The organism is Pontibacter qinzhouensis (assembly GCF_008017455.1).
Classification (GTDB): domain Bacteria; phylum Bacteroidota; class Bacteroidia; order Cytophagales; family Hymenobacteraceae; genus Pontibacter; species Pontibacter qinzhouensis.
Map to the genome: position 1 here is coordinate 1 of NZ_VRTY01000071.1, position 18,403 is coordinate 18,403.

General features: G+C 46.3%; 15 protein-coding genes. 6 read left to right on the forward strand and 9 right to left on the reverse strand.

Annotation, left to right across the window (positions count from 1 at the left end; all coding sequences use genetic code 11):
* A partial coding sequence (locus FVR03_RS24490) for a hypothetical protein (protein WP_187270196.1) occupies positions 1-243 on the reverse strand: 243 nt, incomplete at its 3' end.
* 591 nt (positions 244-834) lie between these two features.
* Here FVR03_RS24490 and FVR03_RS16845 point away from each other — a divergent pair.
* Together FVR03_RS16845 and FVR03_RS16850 are read left to right on the forward strand one after the other, a co-directional pair.
* Positions 835-2,124 (forward strand): serine hydrolase domain-containing protein, encoded by a 1,290-nt coding sequence (locus tag FVR03_RS16845; RefSeq protein WP_147922933.1) that lies wholly within the window; start codon positions 835-837, stop codon positions 2,122-2,124.
* Positions 2,125-2,275: 151 nt separating this feature from the next.
* A complete protein-coding gene (locus tag FVR03_RS16850) occupies positions 2,276-3,193 on the forward strand; it encodes a DMT family transporter (protein WP_147922934.1) in 918 nt (305 codons plus the stop codon).
* Positions 3,194-3,478: 285 nt separating this feature from the next.
* Here FVR03_RS16850 and FVR03_RS16855 read toward each other — a convergent pair whose 3' ends face one another.
* From FVR03_RS16855 to lpdA, 5 genes are all read right to left on the reverse strand, one after another.
* A complete protein-coding gene (locus FVR03_RS16855) occupies positions 3,479-4,459 on the reverse strand; it encodes a YpdA family putative bacillithiol disulfide reductase (RefSeq protein ID WP_147922935.1) in 981 nt (326 codons plus the stop codon).
* Positions 4,452-5,051, reverse strand: coding sequence for a GNAT family N-acetyltransferase (locus FVR03_RS16860; protein WP_147922936.1), 600 nt, complete (start codon positions 5,049-5,051; stop codon positions 4,452-4,454). The genes FVR03_RS16855 and FVR03_RS16860 overlap by 8 nt, the downstream gene beginning before the upstream one ends.
* Before the next feature lie 388 nt (positions 5,052-5,439).
* Entirely contained in the window at positions 5,440-6,771 is a 1,332-nt protein-coding gene (locus FVR03_RS16865) for a DEAD/DEAH box helicase (RefSeq protein WP_147922937.1), read from the reverse strand.
* A gap of 506 nt (positions 6,772-7,277) precedes the next feature.
* Positions 7,278-8,390: a fatty acid desaturase family protein gene (locus tag FVR03_RS16870; protein WP_147922938.1), complete on the reverse strand. Its 1,113-nt coding sequence runs from the start codon at positions 8,388-8,390 to the stop codon at positions 7,278-7,280.
* Between the two features lie 451 nt (positions 8,391-8,841).
* Positions 8,842-10,236 carry a dihydrolipoyl dehydrogenase gene (gene lpdA / locus FVR03_RS16875; RefSeq protein WP_147922939.1) on the reverse strand — a complete coding sequence of 465 codons (1,395 nt, stop codon included), beginning with the start codon at positions 10,234-10,236 and terminating at the stop codon, positions 8,842-8,844.
* A 213-nt stretch (positions 10,237-10,449) separates the two neighbouring features.
* Between lpdA and FVR03_RS16880 the strand changes: the two genes are divergently transcribed.
* A complete protein-coding gene (locus tag FVR03_RS16880; protein WP_147922940.1) occupies positions 10,450-11,055 on the forward strand; it encodes a tetratricopeptide repeat protein in 606 nt (201 codons plus the stop codon).
* Positions 11,056-11,352: 297 nt separating this feature from the next.
* Here FVR03_RS16880 and FVR03_RS16885 read toward each other — a convergent pair whose 3' ends face one another.
* Both FVR03_RS16885 and FVR03_RS16890 read right to left on the reverse strand, forming a co-directional pair.
* Positions 11,353-13,083: a M3 family oligoendopeptidase gene (locus FVR03_RS16885; RefSeq protein WP_147922941.1), complete on the reverse strand. Its 1,731-nt coding sequence runs from the start codon at positions 13,081-13,083 to the stop codon at positions 11,353-11,355.
* A 110-nt stretch (positions 13,084-13,193) separates the two neighbouring features.
* Positions 13,194-14,381 (reverse strand): ferredoxin--NADP reductase, encoded by a 1,188-nt coding sequence (locus FVR03_RS16890; RefSeq protein WP_147922942.1) that lies wholly within the window; start codon positions 14,379-14,381, stop codon positions 13,194-13,196.
* 271 nt (positions 14,382-14,652) lie between these two features.
* Here FVR03_RS16890 and FVR03_RS16895 point away from each other — a divergent pair, with 271 nt between their 5' ends.
* The 3 genes from FVR03_RS16895 to FVR03_RS16905 all read left to right on the forward strand — a co-directional run bounded on the left by FVR03_RS16895 (position 14,653) and on the right by FVR03_RS16905 (position 16,899).
* Positions 14,653-15,234 carry an HNH endonuclease gene (locus FVR03_RS16895; RefSeq protein WP_255474272.1) on the forward strand — a complete coding sequence of 194 codons (582 nt, stop codon included), beginning with the start codon at positions 14,653-14,655 and terminating at the stop codon, positions 15,232-15,234.
* A gap of 40 nt (positions 15,235-15,274) precedes the next feature.
* Positions 15,275-15,973 (forward strand): peptidoglycan DD-metalloendopeptidase family protein, encoded by a 699-nt coding sequence (locus FVR03_RS16900; protein ID WP_147922943.1) that lies wholly within the window; start codon positions 15,275-15,277, stop codon positions 15,971-15,973.
* A gap of 98 nt (positions 15,974-16,071) precedes the next feature.
* Positions 16,072-16,899: a mechanosensitive ion channel family protein gene (locus FVR03_RS16905; RefSeq protein WP_147922944.1), complete on the forward strand. Its 828-nt coding sequence runs from the start codon at positions 16,072-16,074 to the stop codon at positions 16,897-16,899.
* Positions 16,900-17,174: 275 nt separating this feature from the next.
* Here FVR03_RS16905 and FVR03_RS16910 read toward each other — a convergent pair whose 3' ends face one another.
* The gene (locus FVR03_RS16910; RefSeq protein WP_147922945.1) at positions 17,175-18,389 is read right to left on the reverse strand and encodes an ABC transporter permease; all 1,215 of its coding nucleotides are present in this window, start codon (positions 18,387-18,389) and stop codon (positions 17,175-17,177) included.
* Positions 18,390-18,403: the final 14 nt, after the last annotated feature.

The window sequence follows — 18,403 nt, forward strand, 5'->3', positions numbered from 1 at the left end:
AATAGCCCCCGATGAGTTCGAGTTAGCACCTAACCTAATCGGGGTGCTATTAAAAGGCTGTTCGTAATCGAAAAAATCGTTGATTTCCGGAAAAGGTTTCTCGCCGGCAGTAGATAGCCCTTTGCCCGGATGAGCGGGATGTGCCCCAGCAAACGAATATGAAACAAATAAGAGAACCCATAAAAAGCTCCATCTGCTACTGATCGCACCAAAAAAATTATTGTCGGTAAGTTTTATGTTCATATAATACTTTCATGTCGCGGTTCTGGCCTGTACAACTCAGGACCAACAGGGCACGTGCAGTAGCCGGAACGCTACATTTAAAAAACTAGAAGTTTACAGCTGTAGTAACCACAGGAAAAGAAATAATCTCCTTCACATACCAGAGAATACTGAAAAGGTTACACATTCTCTAAACAATATCTTCATTCCTGAATATAAGCATGAGCCTGAAATTTTCGAACGTTCGGTTAAGTTAAATATTAGATATTAAAGATATGGTAAATTGCTCAAAAATAGTAGCCGGAGCATTTTTTAACACCAGCTTTTTCATGAGTGGCTGTATCTATGCTGCAAGCTAAAATGAATGCAAGTCAGCAAGAATAACTTACAAAGGTCTTCTCTGTGTTATCAAATAAAGTGTTCAGTCTTTCTCCCACTCAAAATTTCTCTAATTTAGCCATTAAACCATTTAGCAACAAGCAGCCAAATTTTGCTAATGAAAAAGGCCTTCAGAAGGTTTTAGCGTTAAAAAAGGTCAAGGGTGTTGGTTCAGATAATGTTGTATTCGCTATAATCTTCTTAAATTATGCCCGGATACTAAAGGACCTTCTTATGCTGCAAAAGAATTTATTAACACTACTACTCTGCCTTAGCTTTGTTTTTACGCATGCCCAGAAATCGGCTGCCCCTGTTTTAAAAGAAGGTAAACCGGAAAAAGCAGGCATGAGCCCCGAGCGGCTGCAACGGCTCGACAGAGTGGTGCAGGAGTACGTAGATAAAGGACAAATACCGGGAGCTGTTACCATGATTGTGCGCAACGGCACTATTGTACACTACAAAAGCACCGGCTTCAGCGATGTGGAGCAGGCCAGCCCTCTGCGCCGCGACGATATTTTCAGAATAGCCTCGCAAACAAAAGCCATCACCAGCGTGGGCGTTATGCTCCTTTTTGAAGAAGGCCGGCTGCTGCTCGACGACCCTATCTCGAAATACATTCCGGCATTTAAAAACCCGCAGGTACTCGACGAGTTTAAGGCCGAAGACACCACCTACACCACTGTTCCGGCTAAACAGGAAATCACCATCCGCCAGTTGCTGACGCACACCTCGGGCATCAGCTACGCCAGCATAGGTAGTAAAAATGCGGTGGCCATTTATGCTAAAAATAATGTTCCGAGTGGCATCGGTACGCCGCATAACAAGCTTTCTGATGCCATGCAGGCTTTAGGTAAACTTCCGCTTGTGCATCAGCCGGGCGAACGGTTTACGTATGGGCTCAACACCGATGTGCTGGGTTACCTGATCGAGGTAGTGTCGGGGCAGCCGCTCGACCAGTTTTTCAGGACCCGTATTTTTGAACCGCTCGGCATGCACGACACCTTTTTTTACCTGCCCACCGACAAGCAGAACAGGCTGGTACCGCTCTATACCGAAAACCAGGACAGGAAACTACAGCTTACCACCGCCAGGGGCGGCCTTACACCAGACTTTCCGAAAGAGAACGGCACTTATTTTTCGGGAGGAGCAGGCTTGTCTTCTACTGTTTACGATTACGCTATTTTCCTGCAGACGCTGCTCAATGGCGGCGAGTACAACGGCAAACGCATTCTGAGTCCGGCCACGGTTAAGCTCATGACCACAAACCAGATAGGCGAACTGAATCAGGGCATCAGCAAATTTGGTCTGGGCTTTTCGGTAGCCACCGACCGAACCGCTGCTCGTTTGCCTGTGTCGGAGGGTACGTTTGAGTGGGGCGGCATATTTGGCACTACCTACTGGGCAGATCCGAAAGAAGGTATTGTTGCGCTCATCTACACCCAGAAATACCCCAACAGCTACAACGACCTGAGCGATAAATTTAAAGTAATGGTGTACCAGGCCATTACCAGATCGAACCGGTAACAAACACTTTCTATTTCCTAAACTAAAAAAGGATACCAGTTGCCGGCATCCTTTTTTAGTTTAGGAAATAAACGCTCTTGAGAGTGGAGCACACCTGGGAATTAGCAACAAAGGCGCAGCAAGAGCTGCTAATTTCGTATACCTTTGCACCATGAATAAGCAAGTGCAGGTGCATGGAGCACTTTTTCTGGTAGCCCTCATCTATGGCAGCAACTATAGCATAGCTAAAGAGGTAATGCCGGTGTATGTGGGGCCGTTCGGTTTAATCATTATACGAGTAGTGTCGGCGGCGCTATTCTTTGGCTTGCTATCGCGGGTGGTGGTGAAGGAGAAGATTACCGGCTGGGCAGATAACTGGCGCTCTGTGGCCTGCGGCTTAACGGGCATTGCCATTAACCAGCTTTGCTTTTTCGGCGGACTGAACCTGACGGCTCCTATAAATGCCGCTTTGCTGATGGTTATCAGTCCGGTAACGGTGTTGTTGTTTTCGGCTTTGCTGCTGAAAGAGCGCGTCGGCTCCCGAAAAATTAGTGGCATCGTGATTGCCTGTTTAGGTGCGGTCCTGCTTATTAGCAGCTCCCAAAGCGCAAATGTGCCCGGCAACTGGCTCGGCGATGTGCTGATAATACTTAACGCCACCAGCTTTGGCATGTACCTGGTGCTGGTAAAGCCCTTGATGGCCAAATACAACGCCATTACGGTAGTAAGCCGCATTTTTGCTGTGGGTGCCGTGGTAGTGGTGCCCTTTGGTTTTAATCAGGTTCTTGCACCTGACTACAGTTCCTTCCCCGGCACCATCTGGGCGGCCATTCTCTTCATGATTCTGGGAGTAACCATTATAACCTACCTCCTAAACACCTGGGCCTTAAAATATGCTAACCCCTCGCTGGTTGGCATCTATATTTACCTGCAGCCTGTTTTGGCCATTCTTATTGCTGTGGGCTTCGGCAAAGATGTGTTTACCTGGCAAAAGGCTTTTTTTGCGCTCATGATTTTTGGAGGCGTTTACCTGGTTAGCAGAAACAAACCCATTCCGAAGAAAGCTGTTGAGCACACTTCCTCCTCCTGAAACATGCTTATACCTATTTGCCACCCTTGACAGTAAACTACCCAAAAACCCTTTTGGAGGCTGTTTTCATTAGCATAATTTAAATGTTGGTTTTTAGTTGCTGATTGTTAAATTGTTTAATAACCACCACTGGTTGATTTGGGGATCGAGAAAATTTGATGAAACTGAAGGCTCTTCCGGATTGAGGAGCAGGCAGTAATGCGAAGCACAGTCTGCGCTGAAAACAAAAAAGCTTCGGAGAAGTTAGTTTGCCTTCCCGAAGCTTTTACAGACTGCTACAACCAGTTAGTTGCTAGCGTTTTCCTTAGAAGCAATATGGTTTACAATAACCCTGGCATGCTCCCGTGAGTTTTCGATGAACCAAACATGTGTGTCCATGCCGCCACAGATTACGCCAGCCAGGAAAACGTTCTTCAGGTTCGTCTCCATGGTTTCGCGGTTGTAGAGTGGGTAGCGCTTGTAATCGTTGGTAAGCTGCACGCCTATTTTCTCCAGAAACGAGAAGTCTGGCTGATACCCCGTCATGGCCATTACAAAATCATTTTCTATGGTCACCTTACCATCCAGGGTTTCAATATCCACTTCGTTTTCACGAATCTCTGTTATGCCTGCCTGGAAGTAGGCTTTAATAGATCCTTCCTCAATGCGGTTTTCAAGGTCAGGTTTTGTCCAGTATTTAATGCGGCCCAACGTAGGTTCGCGCACGACCATGGTTACCTCAGCACCTTTGCGCCAGGTTTCCAGGGCTACGTCGGCAGAGGAGTTATTGGCCCCGACCACGAGTACCTTCTGCTTGTAATAATAATGCGGATCGAAATAATAATGCTTCACTTTTGGCAGTTCCTCGCCCGGCACATGCAGCAGGTTCGGAATACCATAGAAGCCGATGGCAATGATTATGTGTTTTGTATTGTAAGTTGCCTTAGACGATTCTACCTGGTATGTGCCATTTTCCTGGGTTATAACGGCTGTTACCTCCTCAAAAAGATTTACATCCAACCCTTCTGCCTCCGTAACTCTTCGGTAATATTCCAGCGCTTCTGACCGGGTAGGTTTGGCATGCGTAGAGGTAAACGGGATGCCGCCAATCTCCAGGCGATCGGCCGTAGAGAAAAAAGTCATATTGAGCGGATAGTTGAAAATAGAATTCACCAGGCAACCTTTGTCTAAGATTAAATAGCGAAGTCCTTTTCTTTTGGCTTCTATGCCAGCGGCTAACCCGATAGGTCCTGCCCCAATGATTATGATATCCAGATTATTATGCAAGGCTTACTTCTTCCTGATATACTGATGCTGTAACAAAATCTTTCCTAAGCGTGGAAACACCTTCTACAGTCAGCTCCTGTTGCATAACGTACATGCCCCGGAACTCTTCTTTCATCTCTGGTGTGTCCAGCACAAAGGTAGCACATTTCCTGAAACCGGTTCGTTCGTAAAAGCGAATAACGTCTGCACTGCTGTCCATGGCTTTGAGCCATACCATCTTTTTACCCATATTTTGGGCATAGTTTAAAGCAAAAGCAACAGCCTCCGTTCCTATACCAGCCCCAGAAACAGCCTTAATCATGTATAGCCGCTCCAGTTCGAGGCACTCATCTGGGCTGTTGCCCGCAAAGGCGTTGTTGCTGACAAGCTTCATAAAACCAACCAGGTTTCCTTTAAAATACAGCATAAAAAAAGCCGTGTCTGGTTCGGCCCACTCGCGGTAAATAATTTTATTCGTGAAGTGGCGCTTCAGGTACTCTTCTCCGCCATCGTGCCATAAATGGGTGTAATGCTCCCTGTAAGAGGCAATTGCTATGTTAACCAAATCCGGAATGTCTCCTTTGGAGCAAGGAGAAATAATGATATCGTTCATATTTAAAAATAAAATAAAGCAGCCAGGCTGGTAAAGCAGGCAAGGCCGCAGGTAAACGGTAATAGTAAAAAAACAGGTCACAAACTTAGCACAACTCTCTCATACTTACTACTGTACATACAATTATTTAGTGAAAAATATCAGAAACTGCTAGCTGAGTCTGGTTATATTTGCCTCCTTTTATAATGATAGTGCATCAGGAAGGGGATTTTTATGAGATTAATATTCGCATAAAAAAGTAGCTTGCTAAATATGTGCTAAAGTTTGATAAAAATATTTTATATTTTTCTGATAAGCAGCATAACTGCGCTAGTCTTGCCTTTTCCTTAAAACAAAAAACTCCTGCCAGTGCTGTACAGGCAGGAGTTTTAGTTATGTTCAGATCGGATTAGGCTTGGCGGGTGCGAGGCTTATTGTCCCAGCGTCTGGTGCCACCACCAGTGCTGTTGCCAGCTGGCCTGGCCGAACCTGATGCGGCACCTTCTCTCCTGCCCGGACCGGCAGTAGCTGGTCTGCGACCACCGCCGCCTCCTCCGCGCTTCTTCTGTTGTTTTACAGTACTGGCCGCTTCAGCAAAGTCTTTTGCTGTCATGGGGTACGGGTGGTTATCAATTACAGGCACAGCCTTGGCTATTAACTTCTGAATGCTAACCAGGTAAGAGGTTTCCTCACCATCGCAAAACGAAAGCGCTGTACCGTTTGCGCCTGCACGACCTGTGCGGCCTATACGGTGCACATACGTTTCAGGCTCGTTCGGTAACTCGTAGTTAATTACATGCGACAGGTCGTCTACATCTATACCACGGGCTGCAATATCAGTGGCAACCAGTACGCGGGTAGAGCTGCTTTTGAAGTTATTCAGGGCTCTGACACGGGCGTTCTGCGACTTGTTGCCATGTATGGCTTCGGCTTGTATACCTGCCTTGCTCATATCTTTGGCCACACGGTCGGCACCGTGCTTGGTGCGCGTAAAAACCAGTGCCCGATCAATTTCACCATCTTTCAGCAGGTGAATCAGCAGGTTTTTCTTATCTGATTTTTTAACGTAGTACACCGATTGCTTAATGGTGTTGGCTGTGGTCGCAGCAGGCGTAACCTCTACTTTGGCAGGATTTACCAGAATAGTATCAGCCAGCTTCATAATTTCAGGAGCCATGGTAGCCGAGAAAAACAGCGATTGCTTTTTCTCTGGCAGCACTTTCAGCACCTTTCTTACGTCGTTTACAAAGCCCATATCGAGCATACGGTCGGCTTCGTCGAGCACGAAAAGCTGCAGGTGCTGCAGGTGCACGTATTTCTGAGCCATCAGGTCGAGTAAACGGCCCGGTGTAGCTACCAGAATATCAATGCCGGCACGTAAGGCGTCGGTTTGCGGGCGCTGCGGCACACCACCAAAAATTACAGTGTTTTTAAGTCCAGTAAACTTGCCATAGGCTGTCAGGCTTTCGCCGATCTGGATGGCTAGCTCACGGGTTGGTGTCAGGATCAGGGTTCTTATTTTCCGGGGTCCGTTCTGCTGTGGCTGAGCGTGCAGCAATTGCAGAATAGGAATAGAAAAAGCGGCCGTTTTGCCGGTTCCGGTCTGGGCGCATCCTAAAATGTCGCGTTGCTCCAGTATGTACGGTATAGCTTGTGCCTGTATAGGAGTTGGTTTGGTATAACCTTCTGCTTGTAGAGCTCTTAAGATGGGCTCTATTAAATTTAAATTCTCAAATGTCATGAATTGTTTTTTGTTGATGCGAACTGATCCTGCTTTGTTAAAAGAATCAGCTAAAAGTGATAGATGTGAACATGCTTGTCAGTCTTACCTGTAGTTGGCGTTGACAAGAAGTATACTCACTTATACTTTCATCAACCTTTAAACCAGTAGTAGCATTCTGGTTTATGACTTAAGAGCGAAGAGTTGCCGGATTATTTCAATAAGCTTAAAATCCATACAAGCTCTAATATTGTTGCAACAAAGGTAGCGCTAAGAACATTCATTTCCTAACAAAACAAATTGCCGCTGCTGTTAACCTCCCGGCTGCCACTTAGCTTCTGAGGAGGTAGGTGAGTTGTCTCCCGGCTGTAATTAGGCTTAGCCTGCATGCTTTACCCTTGGCTAAAAAATACTTCTCAGGCTTTGGAAGGCGCTTTTCATTAGAATAATTTATACACAAATGTCTTGGCCGGCAAAAGAGCTGGTGCTTCTTTTAAATTTAATGAAGCACCAGTAGGTAACGAAGCTTACCCAATGGCTTCGTTCCAATCGGGCAGTTTGCCAAAGCGGTGTAAGGTGGCAATGTGCGAGCGAAGTGCCTGGCCAAAGGTTTCGTTCTCCATGTAAGGTATGCCAAATTCTTCGGCTGTCTGTTTAACAATAGGCGCAATGGCTGGGTAATGCACATGGCACACTCTCGGAAACAAATGGTGCTCGATCTGGAAATTAAGCCCGCCTACATACCATGAAATCAGTTTGCTCTTTCTGGAAAAGTTAACGGTGGTGTTAAGCTGATGTATAGCCCAATCGTTTTCGATAATGCCATGCTCTGTCGGGCGTGGGTGGCTGGTACCCTCTACTGTATGCGCCAGTTGGAACACAACAGTTAATACAATACCTGCCACAAAATGCATAACAAAGAAACCTAGCAGTACTTCTAAGAACGGAATGTTAAAAACAAACACCGGCACAGCCAGAATAACAGCAAAATAAAGCAGTTTGGTGTAGATCAGTTTAAACAGAAAAACCTTGTTTTCGGCTTTGGAATTTGGGTTAACACCATTTTTAATGAACAGCGCATACTGCACAAAATCTTTGGCAAGAACCCAATACAAAGTAAGAAGGCCGTAAAAAACGAAAGCATAGAGCCACTGTATTTTGTGGTAAAACTTAACCTTGGTATGTGGCGAAAAACGCAGCACCAAACGATCCTGAATATCCTCGTCCATTTCTACTACGTTGGTGTAGGTGTGGTGCAGTATGTTGTGCTGCAGTTTCCAGTTAGAAGCGGAGCCACCTACCAGATTTAAGGTGTAACCCATGAGCGAATTCACAATTTTGCTGTTAGAATAAGCCCCATGGTTTGCATCGTGCATGATGCTCATGCCAATGCCTGCCACACCTAAACCCATAATAAACCAAAGCAGCAGGCTCAGTCCTAAATCTGGTTGCAGGGCCAGCAGCAGCACAAAAGGCGCTATGTAACACGTCAGCAGCACAATGGTTTTAATGATCATGGTGGTGTTCGCATTTTTTGAGACTGCGTGCTCCTCAAAATAGGCATCGACACGATTACGAAGCGTTGGGAAGAACAGACTCTTGTCTTTGCTGACGAATTTTATTTTGCCTTTTACACTCATAAAAAATTTATAGGATTAAGCAGGAATGGTTCCAGGAGAGAAGCTATTTCTGTCGGAAGAATTACAGCTGGTGTACTATCTTAACGGGAAATATACAGATTTTAGTTCATATATATAAATAATAGCAAAGGTATTTATACGTATAATGTTTTGCGGGTTTTCTGCTAATACCGCTAGGCAGGCTAACAGACTACTGCAAAAGGTACTTCTTAACAAAAAGGTAATATTTTGTTTTAAAGCTTATTCGAATTATTCAAATCAAAACAGCCTCCAGAAGAAAATCAGGTTAAAAATAGCCAAGGGTAGTCGAATTTATTATTGACTGAATTGCACCCAGAACGAAGCTAAAAGGTACTGCAGGTTGTGATATGGCGATACATAACCCGACAAAAAAAGGCGGCCGGAAGAAAGTTTCCGGCCGCCTTTTGAAAAACATAATGCTGTTGCTCGCTTACAAGTGAATTACCTCATCATAGGCTGCAGCTGCAGCTTCCATAATAGCCTCGCTCATGGTTGGGTGCGGGTGAACAGATTTAATGATCTCGTGGCCGGTTGTTTCCAGTTTGCGGGACACAACTACTTCGGCTATCATTTCTGTTACATTGGCTCCTATCATGTGCGCGCCCAGGAACTCGCCGTATTTGGCATCGAAAATTACTTTTACGAAACCATCTTTAGCACCGGCAGCACTTGCCTTACCCGATGCCGAGAATGGAAACTTGCCTACTTTAATGTCGAGGCCCTGCTCACGCGCAGCTTTTTCGGTAAGACCTACAGAAGCTACTTCAGGAGAGCAATACGTACAACCTGGTATGTTACCGTAATTCAACGGCTCCGGGTGGTGACCTGCTATTTTCTCAACACAAATAATGCCTTCGGCAGAAGCAACGTGTGCCAGAGCCGGCCCAGGTACAATATCGCCGATAGCATACACGCCATCTACGTTCGTTTTGTAATACTCATCTACTAATACACGGCCACGGTCGGTTTTAACACCGGTTTCTTCCAGGCCCAGGTTTTCGAGGTTTGTCTGGATGCCAACTGCAGAGAGTACGATATCGGCTTCCAGGATTTCTTCGCCTTTGGCCGTTTTAACGTTGGCTTTGCACACATCGCCGCTCGTGTCTACAGACTCAACGCTGGCGTTCGTCATAATCGCGATGCCGGCTTTCTTGAACGATTTTTCGAGTTGCTTCGAAACTTCTTCGTCTTCTACCGGCACAATGTTTGGCAGGTACTCTACAATAGTTACTTTGGTGCCGATGCTGTTATAGAAATAGGCGAACTCAACGCCAATAGCGCCAGAGCCAACCACGATCATAGACTTTGGCTGTTTCTCGAGTGCCATCGCCTGGCGGTAACCTATTATCTTTTTGCCGTCTATCGGCAGGTTAGGCAGCTCACGTGAGCGCGCACCTGTTGCCAGAATAATATTGCCCGCTTCTACTATATCTTTTTTACCCTCAGCGTTGGTAACTTCTACTTTTCCTTTGCCAGCCAGCTTGCCGGTTCCCATAATCGCATCTATTTTGTTTTTGCGGAACAGGAACTGAATGCCTTTGCTCATGCCTTCGGCTACACCGCGGCTACGTTTTATCACCGCACCAAAATCAACGGAGGCTTCGCCAATGCTAATGCCATAATCGGCTGCGTGATTAATGTACTCGAATACGTTTGCGCTCTTCAGCAGCGCCTTGGTAGGAATACAACCCCAGTTCAGGCAGATGCCGCCCAGCGCCTCGCGCTCGATTACAGCTACTTTCATGCCTAGTTGCGACGCACGTATTGCTGCCACATAACCGCCAGGGCCACTACCAATCACTACTAAATCGTATTTTGATGCCATAATGTCTTTTATATAAGTGATGAGCAAAATTAAACGATAATCCCAATAACACAAAACCTCCTTTTAGTTACTACCAGATAGTTTTGGCACAGGATAATTTCCAGATCAGTTATATAATATAACCTGAAAAAAGTCCTAAACTGCTAAAAAGCTTTGTCCTTCCGGCTGATCTGCTGAAATTTACAGCCTTCGTGCCACTTGTTAGCCTTTTTCATGAAAAATCTTTTTCTGCCCCTACTCCTACTACTCTCTTTTTCTACTTTTTCTCAGCATACATCCAAAAATTATTTCATCAGCGCCAACAAAAAGTTTAGCCAGGGCGATTTTGCAGGTGCCATTAAAGACTACAGCGAGGTACTGAGGCAGGAGCCGGAACATGTGGTAACACTTACCAACCGCGGGGTAGCCAAAGACCGGCTGCAGCAATACCGCAGCGCCATCGAAGATTTTAACAAGGCACTCCAGGTTAACCCCAAGCACATCGAAGCCTTAACCAGCCGTGGTCTTACCAAGTACAACATGAAAGATTTCCGGGGCTCAATTCTGGATTACGACAAAGCTATTGAGCTTAACCCGAAACTGGCCAAGTCGTTTAACAACAGAGGCCTTGCCCGCTATGGCCTGAAAGACTACAGCGGTGCCATTGAAGATTACACCAAGGCCGTATTGCTTAAACAGAATTATGCCGAAGCTTACTATAACCGCGGCGCACCAAAATACAACCTCGGCGACAAAGCCGGCGCCTGCTCCGACTGGACCAAAGCCAAAATCCACGGCCTGAAAGACGCTGATCAATACCTCCAGAACTATTGCAACTAATTTACCCTTGACTCCAAAAGCCATTTTTTCTTTCGGAAGGTCATTTTCATTGGAATAATTGCTGGTTGTTTTTTGCTGATTGTTGATTTGGAGATGTGAGGATTTGAAGTTGGCGCAAGTAAGTTATGAATTCCAAATGAGTGATTAACTCTTATCAAAAAAAGGTCTTGGTTTAAAATTTATTAAATACCTTCCGAAGGCTATTTTAATTAGAATAATTCTGATCAGGTAGCTTATAACAACAGAAAAGCCAGCTACTACCGTAACTGGCTTTTCTGCTTTAGTTAGATGCTTAGCTTACAGCTTCTCCATTTCTTCGCGCACAAAATCGGCGAGGCTTTGGATATAGGCTGTACTGAAATCGAATTTTATACCGGCTGCTTCGTAAATTTCTGAGATAGAGACGGTATAGCCGAGGCTAAGGGCACGTTTGTAGGCAGCTAGTCCTTCTACCGGATTTTCTTTGTAGTTCTTCCAGACGGCGATGGCACCGAGTTGAGCCATGGCATACTCGATGTAGTAAAACGGCACTTCATAAATATGCAGCTGCTTTTGCCAGGTGTACGGCTTAAACTGCTCCAGCCCTTTCCAGCTAACATCTACGTGGTTGTAGGTTTCGAAAATGCTTACCCATTGCTGGTGGCGTTCCTGCTGTGTATGCTGCGGGTTCTCGTAGAGCCAGTGCTGAAACTTATCGACAGTTGCTACCCACGGGAACGTTTCGAGTACCGTTTCGAGGTGCATTCTTTTTGCTCGGCGCAGCTCATCCTCATTCTCAAAAAAAGTATCCCAGTTATCCATTGAAATCAGCTCCATCGACATAGAAGCAAGTTCAGCAACTTCGGATGGTGGGTGTTTAAAAGCGTTCAGTGTCAGATCCCGGGTCAGGAAAGAGTGTACGGCATGGCCGCCTTCGTGCAAAATGGTGATAACATCGCGCAGGCTGGCAGTGGCGTTCATGAAAATAAACGGAACACCAATTTCGTCGAGTGGGTAGTTATAGCCGCCCGGTGCTTTGCCTTTCCGCGACTCCAGGTCCAGATGCCCCATTTCGCGCATTGTAGCCAGGCAGTCGCCCAGGTAGGTATCTAATTTATAGAACAGCTGTATCGTTTTCTCTAACAGTTCATCGCCAGACTTAAAGGGTTCCAGGGGAGCTTTTCCGGATGGGTCCACGTCCAGATCCCATGGCCGAAGCTCTTCGAGGCCTAATTTCTGTTTTCGCTCCTGGTCCTGCACGGTAAGTAAAGGCACAATGGTTTCTCTCACAGACGCATGAAAGTCGAAGCAGTCTTGCGGGGTGTAGTCGAAGCGGCCCATAGCGGCAAACATATAATCTCTGAAGTTGGTAAAACCAGCGTTACGGGCTACCTGGTCGCGCAGCCTCAGCAGTTCGTCGAACAGGTCGTCGAGCTTCTGGCGATCTTGCGTGCGGCGGCCTTGTATAGCGCGCCACGCCTCCTCCCGCACCTCGCGGTTATTCTGCTTCAGGCGGTCTGCAGCACGTTGCAGGGTAAGCTCCTGTCCATCGAGGGTTACCGTCATGTTGCCGGTAATGGCGGCATATTGCTGCTGCTTGGTGCTTATTTCTGTCTGGAGCGGTATGTTCTCCTCCCTGAAAATCTCAAGTGCTTTGTTTACACCTCTTAAAAATATTCGGTACTCCTCCTGGTCAAGCTCCTTTACAAAAGGGGAGCTCATCAGTTTCTGGTTCAGCTCATGGTCGAAGGGTGCCACCTTAGGTTCAATTTCCGAGACGAAATACTGAAAAGCCTGCGTAACTTCTTCGTTCTGAGTATCGCACGTCATCCGGATATAGCGCCAACCCAAATCCTCTGTCAGTACACTCTCCAGCTCGCTACGGTCACTCATCCATCTTTCGAGTTCCTCCACAGAGTTAATCGGGCGTTTTACAAGTTCAGTGAGATAAGGTTCTATTGTTTCCCAGGAGTCAACTTTAAAATTCTCGGCAAGATAGAGGCGGGGCTTCCGCTTAAGTACTTTTGTTGTAGTGTGCGTTGTTTGCATAGGTTTTTTGCTGTATGGGTAGTAATATAGGCAGTACTGGTCAAAGTACAAAAAAAATATAAGCCTTCAAACCCTTTAGCAGCTTCTTATGTTTATACTAGTTAATTAAATTACCCAATTTCTATCACGACATCATCTGTTAAAGGATGCCCGACGCAATTCAGAACATAGCCTTCGTCCAGTTCTGCATCGGAGAGCCCTTCGCGTTCGTCCATATGTATTTTCCCTTGCAGGCACTTGCCTCTGCAGGCTGTGCATAAACCCGCCTGGCAAGAATAAGGCATATCTATATTTTGTGCCAGGGCAGCTTCTAAAATAGTTTGGTCGGGCTGCACCTCTACTTTGTATTCGGCACCTTCGTAGATCAGGGTTATGGTTTGCGTGGTTATGGCAGCAGGTTCATCGGCAGCAGGTACGGCGCCTTGTGCCGCTGCCACTTTACCAGCCAGTTTCTCCGTTACAAAACTTTCCCTGAAAACACGCTCCTGCGGCACTTTCAACAGTTTCAGGGCTTGTTGCACCTCCTCCATCATACCGGCCGGGCCACATACGTAATACAAGGCATCGCCGGATTTGGTGAGTTGCAGCCGCTCCAAAATTTTTATGATGCTGCTCCTGTTCATTCTGCCTCTGTGCTCACAAACCGGTGGCTTTTCCTTTACAGCTTTCTTTAAAAAGCTGAAAAAGCCGGAAGCCTTTTTAGGTGGCTCCTGCTTCGGGTCCTGCTCACGGCTGCAATGGGTACAGGTGCCGGTTGGCTGGCTATAAATATACTCAATATGCAGACGGTCAGGGAATAAAGTCTGCAGTTGCGCTAGCGGTTGTCTGAAAATTACAGTATCTTCGTTGCGATTTCCGTACAGCAGGGTAACCTTGCTGCCGGGCTCCTCCCGAAGCACCGTCTTCAGGATCGACATAAGCGGAGTTATGCCACTGCCTGCCCCAAACAGCAGCACATGCCTTTTGCTCTCTGGTTGCAGTGAGAAATAAAAGTGGCCAAGCGGATCCATTACCTTAATTTCCTGCCCTACCCGGGCCTGGTCTATCAGGAAATTTGACACAGCGCCACCGCGAACACGCTTCACGGTTAAAGACAATCTGGCTCCATCGGAGGGTGTACTGCAAAGCGAGTAAGACCGGCGCTCCTCTTTGCCGTTAACAGGCAGGATGAGTGTCAGAAACTGCCCAGGCTTGTAAGGAATAATCTGTCTGTCAGGATGTTCTAAATGTATAGTGACGGCATCTGAGGTTTCGCGGGTTATTTCCGCTATGGTCAGATTACGATAAGGGCTACTCATTCTATTAAAAATTAATGCGATATTTTTTAACTTATAAACACAATTTCTGCTCTAAAGTTACGATTATATAGTAGGATGTTATATAGCATAAAATAAATTAACTTTTGACAATGTTCCCACGTACATTCAGAATCTATCTGAAAATGCGGCATGGAGATTTGAAAAATATTCGCAATTTTACGGCACTATTTTTCATATTTCAGTATAAGTAACCGAGCTTGGTTTTAAAACCAACAAATTCCATTCATTACTATTCAACCACTAAATACTGATGCTTTATAAACTAACACTCAAAAACTGTGAAAAAACCGTAATGGTAGATGACACCACTTACGAGTACATACAAAACAATGCCTATCTGCAGCAAATAGAATTTCTGAAGCACTTACGCATCCACTCTAACGGCTATGCATTCTTTCAGAAGAACTGGCCCCTGAAAAACGGGAAATACCGCAACGAAACCATTTACCTCCATAAACTTATCGGGGAGCAGCTTCTCGAAAAACAAGAAAGTAACATCAGGCTTTATGTGCATTTTAAAAACGGAAACAAACTAGACTGTCGCCGCGATAACCTGGAGTGGGCACCCCTTTGCAAAATTGTGCGCAACACGGCTAAAACAGAAAATAAACTGGGCGTACGTGGTGTGCACAAAGAAGCACAGAAGTACCGCGCCATTATTCATTATAACAAGCAGCGTATAAACCTGGGCACTTTCGAAACCCTGCAGGAAGCCGCCATGGCCTACAGCAAAAAATCGGAGGAGCTTTTTGGCAAAACCAAGAGCCTTAAAACCTTAACAAAAGCAGTAGAAGAGGTAAAGGCAGCTGAGCCTGTTAACCAGTTAGCATAACTCCTGCTTCGGCAGCCACATAACCGGCTGCTTTTTTTATATGCAACAATCACCAGACCTGCGCGCCGTGCTGAGGCGCCACGCTGCTGCCTTTGCGCAGGTACTAAGCACTTCCCTTACTAGTAGGCAGGTTTGCAGGCTCGATTTTACAGTGGCTAACCCACTCCTGCAGCAGGTAAACCTACGTAACACAGAAGAGTTTAATGAAGCCGTTCAACAGATGCTTGCGCAACAGCAGGCATCTGTTGGTATCGGTGGTTACCTCGAAAACCGGTTTATCTACAGCCGCAGCACTCACTTTACAGGAGCATCCGAAAACCGTAACCTGCACCTCGGCATCGATGTTTGGGTACCAGCCGGCACTTCTGTGTTCTCGCCCCTTAACGCAGTCGTGCATAGCTTCCAGGACAACAACAATTTTGGCGATTACGGCCCTACAATTATTCTGCAGCACGAGCTGGATGGCATACCATTTTTTACCTTGTACGGGCACCTGAACCGGTCGTCGCTTCCTGGGCTTTATGTGGGTAAGGCCTTTGCCAAAGGTGAGAAAATTGCAGAAGTAGGTCCTTACCCCGAAAACGGCGATTGGCCGCCTCACCTCCACTTCCAGGTCATCAGCAACATGCAAGGCTATTCCGGCGATTTTCCGGGGGTAGCTGCGCTTTCTGAAAATGCAAAATACAGCACCCTCTGCCCCGACCCCAACCTGATACTGCAGTGCCCGCTCCTCCTCTAAACTTGTAAATATTTATTTTTTTGCAAACCTTTGAATCTTGTTCGGTCAGGTGCAGCGCCTGCTCCTGCTATGTTTTACTTATTTCAGGTTAAAGTTATATGCCAGAATATTTGCAGTTCGATCAGTACGGAAATCTCATCAGCAACTTTTTCGTGATTTACGGTATGAAGCTGCTTTCTGCCGTCCTGACCTTAGCGATAGGATTATGGGCTGTTGACCGAATGAATAAGCTGATATATGCCCTTATGGTGAAGAAGGATGTGGACATCTCGTTGCGCCCTTTCCTGAAGAACCTGCTCGGCATAACACTGCGCATCCTGCTCCTGGTTCTGGTAATCGCGCAACTCGGTGTCGAAATGACTTCATTTATAGCTGTGCTTGGTTCTGCTGGCCTGGCTATCGGTCTGGCGTTACAGGGCAGCCTTTCTAATTTTGCTGGCGGCGTACTTATTCTTACTATAAAGCCCTTTAGAGTCGGCGATTTTATTGAGGCGCAGGGGCAAGCCGGCACTGTTAACATGATTAACATATTCAACACGGTTATTAAAACAGGTAATAACCAGGTTATCTATATTCCGAATGGCCCTTTGGCAAACAGTGTGGTGGTTAACTACTCGGTAGAGCCAACCCGCCGCATGGAGCTAAAGCTGGCGATAAGCCCAAGAAACAACGTGGCAGAGGTAAAGCAGATGCTGTGGGAAATCATCAATTACGATGAGCGCATTCTACTTGAGCCAGCCCCATTTATGGGAGTAACAGAGTTTACAGAATATTCGCTTACGATAACGCTTCGGCTATGGGCTAAAAAAGAAGAGTTCTGGCCGCTAAACTGGGAAATGAATGAGCGTATTAAAATTGCGTTTGAAGAGCATGACGTAAAAATGCCGGCACCGCTGCAAAAGCACGAAGTTGTAAGTGCGCAGTAATATTTTTAGATTTTAGATGCCGGATATTAGTAGTTGCTAGACTTTTTATGAGCTAGGAGTTTTCATTCACTCACACTCTCATTCACTCATTCAAAATTTCTTCTCCTCCATCTTCAAATTTCCAAATCTTCAAAACAACGATTTAACCATTTAGCAATCAGCAGTTAACAACCAAATATTCTAATAAAAATGGCCTCCAGAAGCTTTTAGCTTCTAAAATACTCAAGGGTCGGGCAAGGCAACGTTACTTGCTCAATTGTTGTTCACGCTGGTTATTAATCGAATTTGATGGCTTTAACAGGTTTAATGCGGGCTACCATGGCAGCAGGTATTAAAATGGCCAGCATGGTAAGCACCAGCGTGAGCACATTCAGGATAATTACCACACTGAAGTTCCAGCTAATGGGCACGGTGTTCATGTAGTAGTTCTCCGGGTCGAGCGGAATAAGCTTGAAGTAATACTGCAGCACACAAAAGCCAAGGCCAATAACGTTGCCCCACAACAAGCCTTTCAGGGTTAGTTTTAACCCTCTGAAATAAAACACCTGCCGTATCTGCGCATCGGTGGCTCCTACCGCTTTGAGCACCCCAATCATATTGATACGCTCAATAATCATGATAAACACGGTAGACACCATGTTGAAGGTGGCCACAAAAATAATCAGGATCAGGAAGATGATCACGTTTTTGCGCAGCAGCTGCAGCCAGTCGAACAGCTGCGCGTGCCGGTCGGTTATCTTCTCGAGCTGCAGGTCGTAGTTCATCTGGTCGAATACCTGGTTGGCGATGGGGTCTATCTGGTCAAAATCTTTGAGCATAATCTCTACACCGCCTACCAATGTGTCGGGCCAGTTGTTCAGCTCCCGCACCAGTTGCAGGTCTCCGATCACAAACACCTCGTCGAACTCCTCCAGGCCCGTGTTGAAGATTCCGGAAACTTTGAGCTTACGCGCGCGCGGTGGGTTCTGGATAAAATAGAAAATAGCCTCATCGCCTACTTTCAGGTCGAGTTTGCTGGCAATGCGGCGGCTCAGCATTACATCTTTAGAAGAGGCCGTGTCGGTGAAAGCCACCAGCTGCCCCTCTTCCAGGTTCTGTTGCATCGACTGCAGGTTGTAGTTCTTGTCTACCCCTTTCAGCACTACCCCCAGCACCTCGTTCTCGGTTTTGATGATAGCGGTTTTACGTGCAAAGGCCTGAATACCGGCAATACCCGCAATGTCGTCGGTGGAATTTATGCCGGTGTAGATGCTGATGGGTGCCCCTTCGTAGGAATTGTTCGTATCATACTTGCTGATCTGGAGGTGCGCCCCGAAACTGAAAATCTTTTCCCGAATCTCATTCCGGAAGCCTTCCAGAATGGCAAACGACACAATCATGATGGCGATGCCTGCGGCTATGCTTATAATTGCTATTTTTGTGACCGACGACGTAAAGGAGCCGGCCTGCACTTCTGATATTTTATCGGATATGTATTTGGAAATGTTCACGCACCTTGTTTTAT